The 17,644-nt window shown below is 68.8% G+C and carries 14 protein-coding genes and 1 riboswitch; of the genes, 10 read left to right on the top strand and 4 right to left on the bottom strand.

Translation table 11 applies throughout. From position 1 onward, the window contains the following. Window positions 1–71 precede the first annotated feature (71 nt). From ACWD04_RS27615 to ACWD04_RS27630, 4 genes are all read right to left on the bottom strand, one after another. Window positions 72–3,251 carry a type I restriction endonuclease subunit R gene (locus ACWD04_RS27615; protein WP_451136357.1) on the bottom strand — a complete coding sequence of 1,060 codons (3,180 nt, stop codon included), beginning with the start codon at window positions 3,249–3,251 and terminating at the stop codon, window positions 72–74. Further along, window positions 3,248–4,432, bottom strand: coding sequence for a restriction endonuclease subunit S (locus ACWD04_RS27620; RefSeq protein WP_451136359.1), 1,185 nt, complete (start codon window positions 4,430–4,432; stop codon window positions 3,248–3,250). Before ACWD04_RS27620 ends, ACWD04_RS27615 begins: the two co-directional genes overlap by 4 nt. A 119-nt stretch (window positions 4,433–4,551) precedes the next feature. Further along, complete coding sequence (locus tag ACWD04_RS27625; RefSeq protein ID WP_451136361.1) at window positions 4,552–6,669, bottom strand: type I restriction-modification system subunit M; 2,118 nt, start codon at window positions 6,667–6,669, stop codon at window positions 4,552–4,554. A 95-nt stretch (window positions 6,670–6,764) separates the two neighbouring features. After that, window positions 6,765–8,939, bottom strand: coding sequence for an N-6 DNA methylase (locus ACWD04_RS27630; protein WP_451136363.1), 2,175 nt, complete (start codon window positions 8,937–8,939; stop codon window positions 6,765–6,767). 176 nt (window positions 8,940–9,115) lie between these two features. Here ACWD04_RS27630 and ACWD04_RS27635 point away from each other — a divergent pair, with 176 nt between their 5' ends. From ACWD04_RS27635 to hisG, 10 genes are all read left to right on the top strand, one after another. Next, window positions 9,116–10,342, top strand: a complete 1,227-nt coding sequence (locus ACWD04_RS27635) for a DNA sulfur modification protein DndB (protein WP_451136365.1) — start codon at window positions 9,116–9,118, stop codon at window positions 10,340–10,342. 53 nt (window positions 10,343–10,395) lie between these two features. Continuing rightward, window positions 10,396–11,031, top strand: a complete 636-nt coding sequence (locus tag ACWD04_RS27640; RefSeq protein ID WP_451136367.1) for a hypothetical protein — start codon at window positions 10,396–10,398, stop codon at window positions 11,029–11,031. Between the two features lie 152 nt (window positions 11,032–11,183). After that, window positions 11,184–11,534 carry a hypothetical protein gene (locus ACWD04_RS27645; protein ID WP_451136369.1) on the top strand — a complete coding sequence of 117 codons (351 nt, stop codon included), beginning with the start codon at window positions 11,184–11,186 and terminating at the stop codon, window positions 11,532–11,534. Window positions 11,535–11,947: 413 nt separating this feature from the next. After that, a riboswitch (FMN riboswitch) is annotated at window positions 11,948–12,078 on the top strand. 161 nt (window positions 12,079–12,239) lie between these two features. Then, window positions 12,240–13,340, top strand: coding sequence for a bifunctional diaminohydroxyphosphoribosylaminopyrimidine deaminase/5-amino-6-(5-phosphoribosylamino)uracil reductase RibD (ribD, locus tag ACWD04_RS27650; RefSeq protein WP_451136371.1), 1,101 nt, complete (start codon window positions 12,240–12,242; stop codon window positions 13,338–13,340). Further along, window positions 13,341–13,961 (top strand): riboflavin synthase, encoded by a 621-nt coding sequence (locus tag ACWD04_RS27655; protein ID WP_451136373.1) that lies wholly within the window; start codon window positions 13,341–13,343, stop codon window positions 13,959–13,961. It begins immediately after the preceding gene. Beyond that, the gene (locus tag ACWD04_RS27660) at window positions 13,958–14,602 is read left to right on the top strand and encodes a nicotinamide mononucleotide transporter family protein (RefSeq protein WP_451136375.1); all 645 of its coding nucleotides are present in this window, start codon (window positions 13,958–13,960) and stop codon (window positions 14,600–14,602) included. The genes ACWD04_RS27655 and ACWD04_RS27660 overlap by 4 nt, the downstream gene beginning before the upstream one ends. Beyond that, a complete protein-coding gene (locus tag ACWD04_RS27665; RefSeq protein WP_451136377.1) occupies window positions 14,599–15,885 on the top strand; it encodes a bifunctional 3,4-dihydroxy-2-butanone-4-phosphate synthase/GTP cyclohydrolase II in 1,287 nt (428 codons plus the stop codon). Before ACWD04_RS27660 ends, ACWD04_RS27665 begins: the two co-directional genes overlap by 4 nt. Window positions 15,886–15,910: 25 nt before the next feature. Further along, on the top strand, window positions 15,911–16,396 hold the full coding sequence (gene ribH / locus ACWD04_RS27670; RefSeq protein WP_391772656.1) for a 6,7-dimethyl-8-ribityllumazine synthase: 486 nt from the start codon (window positions 15,911–15,913) through the stop codon (window positions 16,394–16,396). A gap of 35 nt (window positions 16,397–16,431) precedes the next feature. After that, entirely contained in the window at window positions 16,432–16,704 is a 273-nt protein-coding gene (locus ACWD04_RS27675) for a phosphoribosyl-ATP diphosphatase (protein ID WP_031097852.1), read from the top strand. Between the two features lie 65 nt (window positions 16,705–16,769). Continuing rightward, a complete protein-coding gene (gene hisG, locus ACWD04_RS27680; RefSeq protein ID WP_451136380.1) occupies window positions 16,770–17,618 on the top strand; it encodes an ATP phosphoribosyltransferase in 849 nt (282 codons plus the stop codon). Window positions 17,619–17,644 lie beyond the last annotated feature (26 nt).

The following is a 17,644-nucleotide window of genomic DNA, read 5'->3' on the forward strand; positions in this document are numbered from 1 at the left end:
GCAGCGTAGGGAAGAGGCCCACCGCGACGCCGACCCAGCGCCGCGGCGGGCCTCTCCCGTTCGCACGGGTACTACTCGTCCACGTTCTCCTCGCGGCGGATCATCCGCCACGCCGCCCGTCGAGCGCTGCGGTCCAGGTTGGACCGGAAGCTCTTGTCGGGGCCGAAGTACTGACGCCCTATGCCGGCGGTCGTCTCGATGTGGTCGGCCATGTTGTCGGCGAAGGCCCGGTCGAAGACCTTGCCGAAGTTGGCCTCGTCGTTGACGACGGCCGCCGCCCGGACCTTGGGGTCTTCCGTGGTCTTGTTGAACGGCTTGCGGACGTCTTCCTCGGTGAAGTCCGTGCCGAACTTGGCGTTGAACGCCTCGATCAGTTCCGACAGCAGCGACCTCTCCGCCTCTGCCGCGCCGCCCGTGCCGTCACCGAAGCCGGGGAGCTGGGCGGACCCCTCGGGGGACAGGGAGACGTCGTACTCGCCCGTCTTCTCCACCCGCAGGTGACTGAGGTCGATCTCCCCTATGTCCACGCCACCGTCCGCGCGGCGCGGGAGCCGGTTGAGGAGGTAGCGGCCATAGAGGTGGAGCCGTTCCAACTCGGCGTCGCGGTACGGAACGATCTGGGCGAGGAAGCCGTACTTGCGGACGTAGTCGTTCAGGTCTGCGCGGAAGTCCTCCGCCGTCTCCACGTCGTCCTCCTCCTCGCTCTCCATGAGCGGGGTGAAGCGGGCGACGGCGGGGGAGAGGAGCCGGTACAGCTCCGCGTGCAGCTTCTCCCACTTGGCCTGCGAGCCGGCCGCCTTCTCCTTCGCCGCGAAGTACGCCGCGGCGAACTCGTCCATCTCCGACTCCGAGATGATCGGCGCCGACATGACCCGGCTCTGCGCGGTGTAGAGCAAGTTCGGGTCGGAGGGGAGGGTGTTGGCCTCCTCGAAGTACGGGCGGAACGCGTCGCGGATGTCCTCGGCGTCATTCGCGAAGTCCAGGACCGCGAGGTCCGCCTGGTTCTTGCGGTCGGCCGTGCGGTTGAGACGGGACAGGGTCTGGACGGCTGAGATACCGGTCAGCTTCTTGCTGACGTACATGGTCGTCAGCAGCGGCTGGTCGAAGCCCGTCTGATACTTCTCCGCGACCACCAGGATCTTGTACTCCTGCTGGCCCCGGCCGCCCGCGCCGACCGCCTTGTCGTCGGCCCGGGTGTACGCGAACGCCTTCGGCAGCGCGCTCTCCGCGATCCCGCCGTTCTCCTTCGGCTCGGTCGTCTCCTCGTCGTCGATCGTGAGCGAGCCGGAGAACGCCACCAGGACACCCAGGTCCGGGTACTTGGTGTCGTAGTCCCGGTCCTGGATGTAACTCTTGATGGCCCGCGCCATCTCCACGGCCGACTGCCGTCTGGCCGTCACCACCATGGATTTGGCCCGCCCGCCGAGCCGACCGCGTGAGTGCGTCAGGAAGTGCTCGACGATCACCTGGGCGTGCTGGGAGACGGTGTACTCGTGGGTGAGCGCGTACCGGGCGAGCAGGCTGTTGGCCTTCGAGGGATCCACCTCGCGCTCGTCCGGATTCTGGTTCACCAGCTTCCAGTACGTGTTGTACGTGACGTAGTTGCGCAGCGGATCGAGGATGAAGCCTTCCTCAATGGCCTGGCGCATGGAGTACGTGTGGAAGGGACGGTAGGCCGCCTTGCCGTCCACGGTGTCTTCCGTGCCGAAGAGTTCGAGCGTCTTGGCCTTCGGAGTGGCGGTGAACGCGAAGTAGGAGAGGTTCGCGGCCTTCGAGCGCTCCGCGGCCTTCTTCTTCAACTTCTCGTCGAGTGTGACGGCCGTCGCGCCCTGATCCTCCGAGTCGGAGTCCAGACCGAGGTTACGCAGGGCCGCGCGGACAGCGGTGGCGGCGTCACCGGACTGGGAGGAGTGCGCCTCGTCCACGATGATGGCGAATCTGGTGCCCTCGATCTTGGTTGGGTTGCGCTGGATGTAGTCCAGGAGCGCCGGGAACGAGTGCAGGGTGACCGTGACGATCTTGCCTGTGTCCCGGGACAGCGCGCGGGCGAGCTGCTCGCTCTTCGAACCGTGCTTCTCGTCCACCTTCACGACCAGGCCCTCGATCTGCGAGAAGCTGCCGACCGTCTCCCGGAGCTGGGCGTCGAGGTTGCGGCGGTCCGTGATGACGATGACCTTGTCGAAGACCGGTGCACCCGGCTTGATCCGGCCAGCGGACAGCGCATCCGGGTCGAGCGTGCGGGGGTCCGTACCGGCGTGGAGGTCGCTCAGGCGGTGGGCGAGCCATCCGATGGTGTTCGACTTACCGGAGCCGGCGGAGGCCATGACGAGGTAGTTCTGGCCCACGCCGAAGGTCGCCGCGTGAGTGGTGAGCTTCTTGACCACGTCCCACTGGTGGAAGCGCGGGAAGATCGTCGACTTGGTGGTACCGCCGCCGGGAGTCTTGGTCTTCTGCTGGTGTACGTAACGCTGGAGCAGGTCCAGCCAGTTGTCCCGCGCCCAGACCTGCTCCCACAGGTAGGACGTGGCGTACGTGCCGTACGCGGTGGGGGCCGGGTTTCCGGCACCCCCGGGCAGGCCGGCGCCGTTGGAACCGGTGTTGAAGGGCAAGAAGCGGGTGTTCTTGCCCCGGAGCTGGGTGGCGACGAAGACGAGGTCCGGGTCGACCGCGAAGTTAGCGATGACGCGGCGCGTGAAGATCAGCTCGGTGGGGTCGCGGTCGGTGCGGTACTGCTCCTTGGCGTGCTCGACGCCCTGCCGCGTGAGCGGGTTCTTCAACTCGGCGGTGGCGACGGGAATGCCGTTCAGGAACAGGGTCAGGTCGAGCTTGTTGCCCCAGTCGGCCTGCTTGGTGGCGTAGACGAGTTCGCGTACGACGGTGAGGCGGTTGGCGCGGTAGCCGTTGAGGACGGAGCCGTCGGCGACGAGGTTCGGCTTGAAGTAGGCCATGCGGAGGCGGACGCCCCGGTCCTTGACACCGTTGCGGAGGACGTGGAGGAGGCCGTCGTCGCTGATGGCCTTGTCGAGGCGCTGGGCGAAGCCGCGCTGGGCGGCGTTGGGGTCGTTGCCGTAGACGGCGAGGAGTTCGTCCCACTCGCGGGGCTGGCTCTCGCCGAGGAAGGTGAACAGCTCGTTGGTGTCCAGGCCGAGGTCGGCCTGGTAGTCCTCGGGGTGGGCTTCGCGCCATCCGCGCCCAGCCATGGCGGCGACTATGGCGTTGCCGAAGGCGGACTCGTCATGGATGGGGCTCATCCCGGCACTCCGTCCGTTACGTTGCGGCCGCTGGCGGTGGAGACGTCGAACTGGCCGGTTACGGCGGCGGTGATGAGGGCTTGGCGGCGTTCGGAGAGAAGGTCCAGTTGCCGAGTGCAGCTTCGGATCACCGCTTGTGTGGCAGCCCGCGCCTCGGTCAGCCGTGCGGTCGAACGTCCTTGACCTTCGAGCGAGGGCGCGGGGACCATAATTTCCCGCACAACCTCCAGGTTGATTCTGGCGCGAGTAGATCCACGAGCGAGCAGCGATACCTGCTCCGCGACGGGCGGCGAACTCAATGCCCACGCGGCGTACTCATGAGACATGATCTTCTGGTCGAGGCGAAGTCTAAAGCAGTCAGCCTTGACCATCGCTGGGCCAAGCCCTTCCGGCAACACGCATGCTCGTCCGAGTGGGTGAGTCTGATCTCCAAGCCCCGCAACAATGAGGTCCCCTGGGACGGCCTCATGCCTTTTGAGCTCTGCGAAGTAGTCGAGTGGAATGTATGCGCGTTCCCTGTTCCGGAACTCGGCCCTGCCGAGATTCCCGAGCCTGATGACTTGGGCGCCTGAATCCGCGTAATGGGTACTGGTCAGGGAGCTGCCGAACGGCCCGTCGGTGATGGCGTTAATGAACCTACGAAGGGGAACCCACCCGGCGTCAGAATCTCCGTCACTTGTGATTACCTGTGCCCAGATTGCGAACAAGCGTTCTTCGATGAGAGAAACCTGTGACTCTCGCCTGCTGCGCAGTTTATCGATACGGGCGGTCTCAGCGTCGAGGAATTCGGTGATGCGGCGCTGCTCCTCTTGTGGAGGCATCGGCACTTGGATCTCGCGTACGACATCGAGATTGATTCGAGTGCGCGTCGTTCCGCGGGTGAGTGTGCGGATTTGCTGAGAGACAGCTGACGAGCTCAGCGCCCAGGCGGCGTAGCGATGTGTGAGACGAGATTCATCAAGGCGAGCGCGGAAACAGTCGGCTTTGACTATTGCCGGCCCCAAGTCTTCTGGTGCCAGGCAAGCACGGCCAACCGGATGGTTGGAGTCGCCAAGGCCAGCAATGATTAGATCTCCTGCTCTCACCTCATGGCGTTGCAGCTCGTAGAAATATTTCAGTGGAATATACGCTTCGTCGGAATTTCGAAACTCGGCTGATCCAATATTCCCGAGACGAATCACTCGGGCGCCCTCATCTGAGTAGTGACTACTTGTGAGCGAGCTCCCGAAGGGACCGTCTGTCAAGTTCCTGATGAATCGTCGAAGTGGGGTCACGGGGAAGGAGCTAATGATTGCTTGGGTCATTCTGTCACCTCTCCCAACAGTGCCTGAATCTCCGCCTCGAGCGTTTTCAGCTCCGCGTCGATCTCAGCCAACGGCCGCGGCGGCTCATACGCGTAGAAGTGCCGCGTGAACGGGATTTCGTACCCCGCCTTCGTCTTCGAGTGGTCGATCCATGCCTCCGGCACGTGCGGGTGCACCTCCCGCTTCAGGTACGCCTCGATGTCCTCGCCTAGCGGCACGTTCTCGTAGTCACGTAGCTCGCTGTCCGGCTCCGGGTTGCCGCCCTTGAGTAGCTGCTTCTCGCCCTCCGGATCGCGTACCCCCACCGTGTCCCGCAGCGCTTTCGTGAACGTCGCGCCCGTCGGGCCCTGCACGCCTGCTTCCGCCATGGCGTTCCGTACCGCGACCTGCGCCTCGGACTTGGTCGCCCACTCCGTGTTCAGCAGCGGGCTCAGCGCGTCCCCGAGCACCTGCGCCTCGGCGTCGGCCAGCTTCTGGAACTGGGCCTGTTCCTCGTCCGTCAGCTTTCGGCGGGCCTTCACCTTCGCCGCCAGCTCCGGCTCGCGCGGCAGGAAGCGCTCCTCCGCCCACTTCTGCACCGGCTTCGACGCCAGCAGCGCCGCCAGCGTCTCGTCCGACAGCTCGAACCGCAGCCTCAACGGTCGCTCGACCGTGATCCGCTGGTAGCCGAAGGCCGTGTTGTCGAAGACCTTCACCTTGGCGTGTATCGGGTGCTCCGGGTCCGCCGCGGCGGCCACAGCCTCCCCGTACAGGCGGGTGATGTCGCCGATGTGGTTCGGCTTGCCGCCCGTGCCGTCGCCCAGTTCCTTGCGCTTGTCGCCCAGCGACTTTCGCATCTTCACCCACTGGTCGCGCGCGTCCAGCAGCACGACCTTGCCCTTGTGCTGGGTGTCCTTGCGGTTCGTCAGGATCCAGAAGTAGGTGGAGATGGCCGTGTTGTAGAAGAGCTGGTCCGGCAGGGCGACGATCGCCTCAAGCCAGTCGTTCTCCAGGATCCAACGGCGGATCTCCGACTCACCCGAGCCAGCCGCACCTGAGAAGAGCGGGGAGCCGTTGAAGACGATGGCGATGCGGGAGCCACCACCGCCGTTCACGTCCACCGGCTTCATCTTCGCGATCATGTGCTGGAGGAAGAGCAGTGAGCCGTCGCTGATGCGGGGCAGGCCCGCGCCGAAGCGGCCGGAGTCACCGAGGTTCCTGTGCTCGTACTCGACCTCGTCCTTGACCTTCTTCCACTCCACGCCGAACGGCGGGTTGGCCAGCAGGTAGTCGAACTTCTCCCGCGCGTGGCCGTCGTCCGAGAAGGAGTTGCCGAAGGCGATGTTCTCCGGGTTCTGCTCCTTGATCATCAGGTCGGACCGGCAGATCGCCCAGGACTCCGGGTTGAGCTCCTGCCCGTAGACCTCCACCGTGGCGCCGTCGTTGTACGACTTGATGTGGTCCTCGGCCGCGCTGAGCATGCCGCCCGTACCGCAGGCGGGGTCCATGGCCGTGCGTACGACACCCGGCAGGCTGAGCGCGTCGCCGTCCGGGGCGATCAACAGGTTGACCATCAGCTTGATGACTTCGCGCGGGGTGAAGTGCTCGCCCGCGGTCTCGTTGGACTGCTCGGAGAAGCGCCGGATCAGCTCCTCGAAGATGTAGCCCATGTTGTGGTTGGGCACGACCTCCGGGCGCAGGTCCAGGTCCGTGAACTTGCCGATGACCTGGTAGAGCAGGTTCGCACTGTCCAGCTTGCGGATCTGCTGGGCGAACTCGTACTTCTCCATGACCTCACGGGCGTTGGGGGAGAAGCCCCCGACGTACACCTGGAGGTTCGCCGCCGCGTTGCTCGCGTCGCCGGCGATCTTCCGCAGGGTCAGGCTGCTGGTGTTGTAGAACGAGTGGCCCGACGCCCGGCGCAGGAAGTGGTCCGTGTCGATCTCCTGGCCCTCGAAACGGGCGGCCGTCTCCGCGACCTTCTCCCGTGTCGGCTCCAGTACGCATTCGAGGCGGCGCAGCACCAGGAACGGAAGGATGACCTTTCCGTAGTCGGACTGCTTGTAATCGCCGCGCAGAAGGTCGGCGACGGACCAGGCGTGGTTCGCCAACTCCGTGTGCTTGCTGCTGTTCAAGGGATTCCCCGGTTTCCTTTCGGACCCCCCGCTCTCCGGTCTACCGGAGCGGGTACTGACAAGTGTGGTGGTTGCGTGAAGGCCGTAGTGCTGGTTCAGGCCGATTCCGCGGAGGCCCTGCTGCCGGCCGCCGCCGGGGCCGACGGAACCAGCCCGCCTCCCGTCAGCCCGCCGACCAGCAGCCGCGCGGTCTCCTCGGCCAGTTCCGTGGCGCGCGCGGCCTCGGTTCTCAGGGCGTGGACGCGGCGGAACGCCTCGCCGTAGCGTCTCTGCTCCTCCAGTGGAAGCAGCGGTACGCGCAGGCGGCCCGGGCTGACGTGAAGCACTGTGCTGCCCGTGGACGCGCTCGCGATGTTCTCCTCCGCGCCCAGGAAGCCGGCCAGGAACCATGGATCGAGCCTTGCCGGATCCGGCCGGAACAGGTGGACCTGGTGGCCGAGCAGTGCCCCGGCGTCCGCGTCGTCCGCCACTCGGGCCATCGCGCCGCTGCCCCCCGCGACCGCCCGTACGAGCACGTCGCCCGCAGCGATCACCGGCGCGCCGTCCGCCCGCAGCCCGCTCGGGTCACCGGATGGGGCCGTACCGCGCGCGATGTCCAGGCCGGTGAGCACGGCGGTCACCGATGCCGCACCGGCGGAGCCCTTGGAGTCCGGCGCCGTGCGCAGCAACGTGAGTGCACCGCCCCGGGACAGGTCCGACGCCGTGGCCGTGCGCCACACGCGCGGGGAGGAGCCGGCCGCGCTCCAGTCGTCGTAACCGGCAGCCCTGCCCAGTGCCTTGGCACCGGCGACGAGCCGTCGGCGTACCTCGTCCGCCTCCTGGGCCAGTTCCGCCGGGGCGACGTCCGTGCGCGAGGCGCGTACATGGCGGGCGGGGGAGAGGTCCACGACGTCGTCCAGGAGGTCGACCACCGGGACCGCGCGGGCGGTGCCTGGCTCGTCGGCGTACGCGTCCGGGTCCTTCGTGAAGGCCGACCACTGGGTGAGGGCCGTCTCGGTGAGAGCCGTCCAGTTCAGTGGGGCGCGGCCGGTGCGCGTACCGGAGGCGGTGCCGCCCGTTCGCGTACTCCCACCCGTCGCCGCGTCACCGCCCGCTCCCGCCGCCTCGGACGTGTCGACGAACAGGACCGACGTGTGCGCGGGGCCCGCCGGCTCGGGGCGGCGCAGCACCCAGATTTGCAGCCCGACGTGGAACGGCGCCGCCGCGCCCGGAGGCAGCGCCACCACCGCGCGCAGAGCCCCGCTGCGGACCAGCTCCATGCGGACCCGGCGGCCCGAGGCGCGGGATGCGGTGGCTGGGGGGAGGAGCAGGACGGCGTGGCCGCCCGGCACCAGGTGAGCCAGCGCGTGCTGAACCCAGGCGAGCTCGGACTCGGCGCGCGGCGGTACGCCGTACGCCCAGCGGGCGTCGTACGCCAGCTCGTCGTGGCCCCAGTCGCGGTCGCCGTAGGGCGGGTTGCACAGGACGGCATCCACGGTGATCCCGCCGAAGGCGTCCGCGCGGAGACTGTCTCCCACACGCACCGTGATGTCGGCGCCCGGGGCCGCCAGCAGCAGGCTCACCGCGCTGCGCTGCGCCTGTACGGGCACGCTGTCCTGCCCGTACAGCGTCGTCGCACCACGCCGGGCGGCGGCCGAGAGCAGGGAGCCGCTGCCGCACGCCGGGTCCATGACCTGTGCGTACGGGCCGGGCACCAGGCGGGCTACGAGGTCGGCCAGCTGCACCGGGGTGCGATAGGTGCCGCTCGCCGCGCTGTCCTCCAGCTCCCGTTCCGCCAGGACGGCGAGCGCCGCCTCGCCGCTCGCGTCGTCCTGTACGCAGCGCAGCAGCGCCCGCAGGACATCGACGTCAGGCGCCGTGAAGTGGACGGCCTCCGCGCCGGGGACCAGCTCCGCGAGGTCGGCCACCGCCCTGTCGGCGCGGGCGACGAGCTCGGCGTCGGACAGGCCGGCCAGTGCGGTCCGCTCCTCGGGAGTTCGCCGGGCCGTGGCCAGTGCCAGGGGAAGCAGGGCGCCGGTCATGCCGCCACCCCCGGGGTGCAGTCGCAGCGTGGTGCGCAGCTCCTCCGCGGGGTCGGCCGTCGAGGCGTGACCCCGGGCGCCGAGCCACTTCTGCACGCCCACCAGGTCGTACAGCGGGCTGGAATCGGTGCCCCCGGACGGCGCAGGGAAGTCGTCGTGTCGACGGCGCCAGTTGCTGACGGTGGCGCGCGTGACTCCGGCGATGCGTGAGATCTCGGCGGCGGTCACCTGGGCTGGTGGCTGGGGCATGGCGGGAGTCCTGGGCCTCTCGGTAGCTGACAGCTCACAACTTACACCGTCGGTCAAACGCGTCAAGCTGTTTGACAATGCTTTCACGGTGATGCTTCTCTGTTGTTGCTTCCAAGCGAAGGTGCTCGGCCCGAGGGGGGTCCGAGCAACTCGCCGATCCCGTGGGGGGAATCGCCATGCGCATCACCATGTCGACCGCTGTCGTCGAAGGCACCCAGCTCACCGTCATGCCGTTCCGGGCGGACGCCGTGATCGGGACCATGTCCGTCCCGACGCTCGTCCAGCTCGTTCCCTCGCCCCGCCGCGAGGAGGACACGAAGACGCTCAAGGCCGCCTCCGGCGCCGTGCGTCGTCACGCCGAACTGCGGTCGCTCGTGCAGCGGGCGCTGAAGTCCACGCAGAAGGGGAAGAACGTCGGCTCGTACGCCGAGTACATCGCCGACGGCGTCAAGGGGGAGCTGGGCGCCGGCTGGTCCACGCCGCCGATCACCTTCTGGCACGCCGGACCCCTCGCCGCGCTCAGCGACGAACTGCTGCCCGGCACCGGACTGCGGACCCTGACCATCACGCCCGGCACCTCGGTCGTCGCCATCGACGGCGAGACCCAGACGACGGCCTGGCACGAGCTGTACGACGACCCGGAGCACTTCGGGCTCACCTACGCCGAACTCGCCACGATCCGCGTGCCGTTCGAGCTGTACGTCGACCTGAGCGTCGCCGACGCGCGACAGATCTTCTACGACCGCAACGTCCAGGGCGTGGCCGTCGCGAAGAACCTGGCGATGTCCATGGACCAGCGGGACTTCGCCACCCGGCTCGCGCACCGCGTCGCCGAGGCCGTCAAGGTGGACGTGGACGGCAAGCTCGTGCCGTTCACGAAACTCGTCAACGCCAGTAAGCGCCAGGTCGGCAAGAGCGACCCCGAGGTGATCACCCTCTCCGCTCTGCGGGCCCTGGTCATCACGGCGATCTACGGACGCAACGGACTCTCCCGGTCCGCGGAGACCGTCCAGGAGGACGAGCTGCCCGCCGGTACCGACGCCGGTCAGGTCGAGGGACACGTCGTACCGCTGCTCGCCCGGCTCATCGCCGAGCACAGCTCCCACTTCGTCTCGCGCAGCGCCCTCACCGCGCCCGCCGTGCTCGCCGGACTCGGGATCGCCGTCCACCACACGACGCCGTGGGCCGACCCGGCGAACGCGCTGAGCACCGACGCGCTGCAGCGGCTCCTCGCCGACATCCGGTGGGAGCGCGAAGCGCGCTACTGGGACGGCGTGGCCGCGAAGGCCGGGGCGACCGGTCGGCTCAACTTCAGCGGCGGCGTGAAGGACTCCGGCGGCCGTGTCGCCGACGCGATGCTCTACCCGGGCACGGAGGCGGGACGGCGCATCCGGGGCCAGTGACCGGACTCCTCACCTCTGCCGACGCGACCTCACGACGACCAGGAGCACGCACGATGAATTCCGACAGCCCGCGGCAGCCCCGCCCGCCCTACCCGACCACCCCGCCTCCCTTCGCTACGTACCCGACCCGGCCCGCCCCGCCGCCGCACGGCGCGTTCCCGGGCGCGTTCATGCCTCCCTCGCCTGTCCCCGGTAAGCCGTCGCAGGGCAAGAAATGGCTCACCCACGGAGCCGTCGGTCTCGTCGCCCTGTTCCTCGGCGTCGGGATCGGCATCTCGGACGACCAGGCCCAGGCCACGGACTCCGCAGGCCCCGCTCCGAAGGTGACCGTCACCAAGACCGTCACCAAGGAGGCCGAAGTGCCGGGGCCGAAGGTCACCGTGACGAAGACCGCGACGGTCACGGCTCCGCCGCCGAAGCCGCCGAAGCCGCCGAAGCCCAAGGGATTGCCCACCACCGTCGAGGGAGACGGCGAATACCTGGTGGGTGAGGACATGAAAGCGGGAACGTACAAGACGTCAGGGCCCGAGGGGAGCTTCGGCTGCTACTGGGAGCGGGCGAGCAACGCCAGCGGCGAGTTCGACGCGATCATCGCCAACGGCAACCTGGACGGCAGCGGCCGGGTCACCGTCAACAAAGGTGAGGTGTTCAAGTCGACCCGCTGTCAGGAGTGGAAGCGCGTCGGCTGAGTGGGCGGTCCTGGTAGAGGCGGGTGGGTGGCGTGCTGCACCCGGAGCCGCGCCGAGGCGGCAGACGCCGTCCCAACTGACTGAGGTGCAGGTGAAATGGGCGGGTCAGGACCTTCGTCCGCGCTTACCGTTACGCCGCTCGGGTGTATGACATGACCGACCCTGTCGCAGCCCAGCAGGCTGCCGTCGAGGCCGAGCTCAAGCGGCTTGCCGACCAGGAACAGCGGCAGCAGTCACGGGAGGCCGCCTCGGGACACCGGCCCAACGGCTTTGTGCTCCGCAAGTGGCGATGGCTCGGAGTCAACGGCGCGGACGCTGTCATCGCCGTGCGGGACGTTCTCGCGGAGATGCTTCGCTCGCCGGACGTCCTTGAGCACCTCCAAGACGGCCATGAGCAGCACCTACGCCAAGCCCTGGACGAATCCCCGGATGTGGACGGCCTGCTGCCCGCAGTCGGTACCACCCTGCGCAACTGCGCGCCTGACGACGTCTTGAACCTGTAATTCCCGCGCTTCGAGCTGCGCCATGATTACGACGATTGCTCACCGGAGGCCGACTTCGCAGCCAAGTGCAGCAAGGCGCGGCTGAGCAGGCACTGGTGTGGGATGTGTCGGCCGGAGAGCGGCCGCGTCAGGGTGATGCTGGAGAGCTGCGGACCCCCGAATAGCAGGGGCGATGTCGCTCTCGATCGCGAACGCGCGGCTCATGGGACGCCCGGCCCTGGGGGCGGGCATCTGGCTCCCGGGTCGGAGCCGGGCTGGAACGTTTTCCTGGTCGTCAGCCCTGGCCCCGACCACTGTCGCCGCAGCCGCAGCCGCAGCCGCAGCCGCAGCCGCAGCGGGAGCTGTGAGCCGCCCCACAGAAGTAACCCGTTCGGATCACTGCGCGCCGTGGCACAATGACCCTGTACCAGCAGCAGCGCACTCCGGGGTCGGTGTAATTCCGAACCGGCGGTTATAGTCCGCGACCCGTCCGCATCCAGTGGCCGGTTGACCAGGTGAGATTCCTGGACCGACGGTGAAAGTCCGGATGGGAGGCAGTGCGCGGCGGGCCGTCACAGGTACGCCGCCGTAGGCGGATGCGTTCCGGGAATTCCCGGGACGACCACATCCGTGTCTTCGGTTTTCGGCGTTCCCCTGTTGCGTTCCGCTTCATCTGTCGTCATCGACAGGCCCCGGAGTCCGTGCCCGAAGAGGCAGGAGGACCCGGTGGCCACCGCAGCCGAAAGAACCGCCATGCGGCGGGCGATCACGCTCGCAGCCCGCGGACTCGGCGCCACCAGCCCGAATCCGGTCGTCGGATGCGTCATCCTCGACGCCTCCGGAGAACAGGCCGGCGAAGGCTTCCACCAGCGCGCCGGAGGACCGCACGCCGAGATCCACGCCCTGTGCGAGGCCGGCGAGCGGGCCCGTGGCGGCACCGCCCTCGTCACCCTCGAACCCTGTAACCACACCGGACGCACCGGCCCCTGCGCCCAGGCGCTCACCGAGGCCGGCGTCCGCCGTGTCGTGTACGCGGTGGGCGACCCGAACCCGCAGGCCACCGGCGGTGCGGCCACCCTGCGTGCCGCCGGCGTCGAGGTGGAGGAGGGCCTCCTCCGCGACGAGGCGGAGGCCGGCAACGCCGCGTGGCTCACCTCGGTCCGCCTCGGCCGCCCGTACGTCCTCTGGAAGTACGCGGCGACCCTCGACGGCCGGATCGCCGCCGCCGACGCCACCAGCCGCTGGATCACCTCCCCCGAGGCCCGCGCCGACGTCCACCGTCTGCGCGCCGAGGCCGACGCCGTGGTGGTCGGCTCCGGTACCGCACGCAGCGACGATCCCCAGCTGGGCGTACGCGGCATCGAGGGCGCCACCCAGCCGCTCCGGGTGGTCGTCGACACCGGTGCCACCGCCGTCCGGCCCGGAGCCCGGGTCCTCGACGGGTCCGCGCCCACCCTGATCGCGGTCGCCGACGACGCCGAGGCGGGCCACCTCCCCGAGGAGGCCGTGCTGCGCCTGCCGCGCGCCGCCACCGGGCCCGGCCTGGACATCGCCGCCCTGCTCGCCGCCCTCCACGGCCGGGGCATCCGTTCCGTACTCCTCGAAGGCGGGCCGGTCCTGGCCGGCTCCTTCGTCGCCGCGGGAGCGGTCGACACCGTCGTCGGCTATCTCGCCCCGGTTCTCCTCGGCGCGGGCCCCGCGGCCCTCGCCGACGCCGGAATCTCCACCATCTCCCAGGCGTTGCGCCTCGACGTGACCGAGTCCGTCCGTATCGGCCCCGATCTGCGCATCACCGCCGTCCCTGTTCCTGCTCGGAAGGGAAACTGAGTGTTCACCGGAATTGTCGAAGAACTGGGTGAGGTCACCGCCGTCGAGAAGCTCGACGACGCCTCCCGCTTCCGACTGCGCGGCCCCGTCGTGACCGAGGACGCCAAGCACGGCGACTCCATCGCCGTCAACGGCGTCTGCCTCACCGTCGTGGACCTCGGGGAGAACGAGTTCACCGCCGACGTCATGGCCGAGACACTGGACCGCTCCAGCCTCGGTGCCCTGGCGGTCGGCTCCCGGGTCAACCTGGAGCGCCCCATGGCTCTGGGCGGCCGTCTCGGCGGTCACATCGTCCAGGGACACGTGGACGGCACGGGCCGCATCGTCGAGCGCCAGGTCTCCGAGAACTGGGAGATCGTCAAGATCTCCCTGCCCGCCGGTCTGACCCGCTACGTGGTGGAGAAGGGCTCGATCACCGTCGACGGCGTGAGCCTGACCGTCGTCGACGCCGGCCCCGACTACTTCACCATCAGCCTCATCCCCACCACCCTCGCGCTGACCACGCTCGGCCTGAAAAAGCCCGGCGACCCGGTCAACCTCGAGGTCGACGTCCTCGCGAAGTACGTCGAACGGCTTCTCGGCCACGGCGTCGCGCCGGAACCCGGGGAGCCCGTCGCATGAACGCCCTGGACTGGCTGAACTCGGAGGCGTTCACCGCCTTCGGACAGCACATCATCTGGTCGGACATGCTCGGCAACACGATCGGCCTGATCGCCCTGGCCCTCGGCTGGCTCCGCTCGGTCTGGACCTGGCCCGCCCAGCTCCTGTCCGGCGCCGTCCTGGTCGCCGCCAACGTCTCCGTGCAGCAGGCGGGCAGCGTCGGCAAGCAGCTGATCGTCATCGCCGTCGCCGTCTGGGGATGGCAGCAGTGGACCCGCGGCAGGCAGCAGGCGCAGGACGGGTCCATCGCCGTACGCTTCGCCACCTGGCGCGAGCGCGGGTACCTGGTGGGCGGCGCCGCGCTCGGCACGCTCGCGGTCGGCGGGCTGTTCACCGCCTTCCCGTCGCTCTCCTGGAGCCCCTGGGCGGACGCCTACATCTTCGCCGGCACCCTCGTGGCGATGATCGCCCAGGCACGCGGCATGGTCGAGTTCTGGTTCGCCTGGCTGCTCGTCGACCTCGTCGGCGTACCGCTCAACTTCCACAGCGGACTCGCCTTCTCCGGCCTCATCTACGTCGTCTACGGCGCACTCGTCCTGTGGGGCATGCGCGACTGGTGGCTGCGTACGCGGACACCCGCTCTGGAAGGAGCCACGGCATGACTGCCCAGCCCACCTGGTTGCACGACCGCACCCTCGAAAACCTCACGCTCGACCCCGTCGAGCAGGCCGTCCGCGACATCGCCGCCGGACGGCCCGTCGTGGTCGTCGACGACGAGGACCGGGAGAACGAGGGTGACCTCGTCATCGCCGCCGAGAAGGCGACCCCCGAGATCATCGCCTTCATGATGAGCGAGTGCCGCGGTCTGATCTGCGCGCCCATGGAGGACGACGAGCTGGAACGCCTCGAACTCCCGCAGATGGTCACGCACAACACCGAGTCGATGAAGACGGCCTTCACCGTCTCCGTGGACGCCTCCACAGAACACGGCGTGACCACCGGGATCTCCGCGGCCGACCGCGCCACCACGCTCCGGATGCTGGCGGGCGGCACGGCCGGCCCCGGCGACTTCGTACGCCCCGGCCACGTCTTCCCGCTCCGCGCCCGCGCCGGCGGTGTGCTCGTCCGCAACGGCCACACCGAGGCCGCCGTCGACCTGGCCAGGCTCGCCGGGCTGCGCCCCGCCGGCGCCATCGTCGAGATCGCGGGCGAGGACGGCGTGATGCTGCGACTGCCGGAACTGATCCCGTTCGCCCGCAAGCACGGCCTCACGATCATCTCCATCGAGGACCTGATCGCCTACCGCCGCAGCTTCGAGCCCACCGTCCGCCGCGAGGCCGAGGTCCGGCTGCCCACCGCCTTCGGTCTGTTCACCGCGTACGGCTACCGCTCCGTCGCCGACGGCGTCGAGCACGTGGCACTCGTCCACGGCGACATCAAAGACGGCCAGGACGTCCTCGTCCGGGTCCACTCCGAATGCCTGACCGGTGACATCTTCCAGTCCCAGCGCTGTGACTGCGGCCCCCAGCTGCACACCTCCATGGAACGCGTCACGGCCGAGGGCCGCGGGATCATCGTCTATCTGCGCGGGCACGAGGGCCGGGGCATCGGACTGCTGTCCAAACTGCGCGCGTACGAGCTCCAGGAGCTCGGCTCCGACACCCTCGACGCCAACCTCGAACTCGGGCTTCCCGCCGACGCGCGGGACTACGCGGCGGGCGCCCGGATCCTGCGGGACCTCGGCGTGCGCACCCTGCGCCTGATGACCAACAACCCGGACAAGACCGCCGCGCTCGTACGGCACGGTCTCGAGATCACCGGGCGTGAACCCATGCCCGTACAGGCCGGTGAGCACAACCTGCGGTACCTGCGTACCAAGCGGGACCGGATGGGACACGACCTGCCCTGGCTCGACGCCGCCGCGTCGGCCTGCGGCAACCAGTAAGCACCGACGAACACACAGGAGAGACATGAGCGGCAAGGGCGCACCCGAACTGTCCGTACGCAACTGCGGAGACCTGCGGGTGGCGGTGATCGCGGCGCAATGGCACGAGAGGGTCATGGACGGACTCGTCGACGGGGCCCTGCGCGCCCTGCGCGACCTGGGCATCGACGAGCCGACGCTGCTCCGGGTCCCCGGCAGCTTCGAGCTCCCGGTGGTGGCCAAGGTGCTCGCCGGCCGCGGCTACGACGCGATCGTCGCCCTCGGGGTGATCATCCGAGGAGGCACCCCCCACTTCGAATACGTGTCCCAGGGTGTGACCAACGGACTCACCCAGGTCACGGTCGACACGGGAGTCCCGGTCGGCTTCGGAGTGCTCACCTGTGACAACGAGGAACAGGCTCTGGACCGGGCCGGGCTCGAAGGCTCCAACGAGGACAAGGGGCACGAAGCGGTGACCGCCGCCGTGGCAACCGCCGCCACACTGCGCACCGTCAGCGAACCCTGGCGCTGAGCGGCGCTCCGGGACCCCGTATTCTAAGGACCATCATGGCGAACAAAACCTTCGAAGAGCTCTTCGCCGAGCTGCAGCTCAAGGCCGCCGACGGCGACCCCTCCACCTCCCGCACCGCCGAGCTGGTGGACAAGGGAGTGCATGCCATCGGCAAGAAGGTCGTCGAGGAGGCCGCCGAGGTCTGGATGGCCGCCGAATACGAGGGCAAGGAAGCCGCCGCCGAGGAGATCTCGCAGCTGCTCTACCACGTCCAGGTGATGATGGTCGCCCGCGGGATCTCCCTCGACGACGTCTACGCCCACCTCTGAGCCACCCCTCGCGTCTCCCGCAGATCCCTCCGCACCATCCCTCCGCACAAAGGAAACCCGACCTCATGCTGCGCATCGCCGTTCCCAACAAGGGTTCACTCTCCGGACCTGCGATGGCGATGCTCCATGAGGCCGGCTACCAGCAGCGCAAGGAGTCCAAGGAACTCGTCCTGGTCGACCCGACCAACGAGGTCGAGTTCTTCTACCTGCGGCCGCGCGACATCGCGATCTACGTGAGCTCGGGCCGCCTCGACATCGGCATCACCGGCCGCGACCTGCTGCTGGACTCCGGTGCCGACGCCGAGGAGATCCTCCAGCTCGGCTTCGCGCGCTCGACCTTCCGTTACGCCACCAAGCCCGGCACGGCCACCGGCCCCGAGGACTTCGCCGGCATGACGATCGCCACGTCCTACGAGGGCATCGTCGCGGCACACCTCGCCGACGCCGGCGTCGAGGCCTCCGTCGTCCACCTCGACGGCGCGGTCGAGACGGCCATCGAGCTCGGTGTCGCCCAGGTCATCGCCGATGTCGTCGAGACCGGCACCAGCCTGCGCAACGCCGGACTCGAGGTCATCGGCGAGCCGATCATGACCTCGGAAGCCGTCGTGATCCGCCGCAACGGAGCCGACGCGAAGGACCCCAAGGTGCAGCAGTTCCTGCGCCGTCTGCAGGGCGTCCTGGTCGCCCGCTCGTACGTGATGATGGACTACGACTGCCGCGTCGAGCACCTGGAGCGCGCCGTCGCCCTCACCCCGGGCCTGGAGTCGCCGACCATCTCCCCGCTGCACCACGAGGGCTGGGTCGCCGTCCGCTCCATGGTCGCGGCCAAGGAGGCCCAGCGGATCATGGACGATCTGTACGAGCTGGGCGCGCGCGCCATCCTCACGACGGCCATCCACGCCTGCCGCCTCTGACGGCCGGACCCAGCCGGACCCAGATC

Source organism: Streptomyces sp. NPDC002911 (genome assembly GCF_053591835.1).